1 protein-coding gene is annotated in these 589 nt (G+C 69.9%); it reads right to left on the bottom strand.

From position 1 onward, the window contains the following. Positions 1 to 589: condensation domain-containing protein (locus IE140_RS35765; RefSeq protein WP_150198899.1), on the bottom strand; the 589-nt coding region annotated here is incomplete at both ends.

Below are 589 nucleotides of genomic sequence, written 5' to 3'. Positions count from 1 at the left end.
GGATGACGAGGAGGAGGACGTGTTGGTGGGGGGTGAGTTGGAAGAGGGTGGCGCGTAGGGGTGTTTCGGTGGCGAGGTCGAAGGGGTGCCGGGCGGCCGTGGTGAGGAGTGTGTCGAGTTCGTTCTCTGTCGTCGGGGTGAGAACGAGTTCGGTCTCGGTGGGGTCGAGGATCACCTGCCGCGGAGAGCCGTCGATCTCGGGCAGGACCGTGCGCAGACTCTCGTGCCGGGTGACGACATCGCCGAGCGCCATGCGCAACGCGTCCCGATCCAGCTCCCCTGTGAGCCGGAGCACCAGGGGGACGTTGTAGGTCGCACTGGGGCCCTCCATCCGGTGCAGGAACCACAGCCGTTGCTGTGCGGGGGAGAGCGGGATGATCTCGGGACGCTTCCGGACGCTGAGGGCCAGTCGCGCCGGGCCCGCGGTGTCCACCAGAGCGGCGACCTCCGCCGGTGACGGCCCCTCGAACAGGGTTCGCAGGGCGACCTCGGCGCCGAAGGTGGCGCGGATGCGGGCGATGAGGCGGGTGGCCAGGAGCGAGTGCCCGCCCAGCTCGAAGAAGTCGTCGTCCGCTCCCACCCGCGGCAG

The organism is Streptomyces parvus (genome assembly GCF_014648875.1).
Classification (GTDB): Bacteria; Actinomycetota; Actinomycetes; order Streptomycetales; family Streptomycetaceae; genus Streptomyces; species Streptomyces parvus.
The sequence above is the reverse complement of the archived record's forward strand: the minus strand, read 5'-3'. Positions and strand labels throughout refer to the sequence as shown.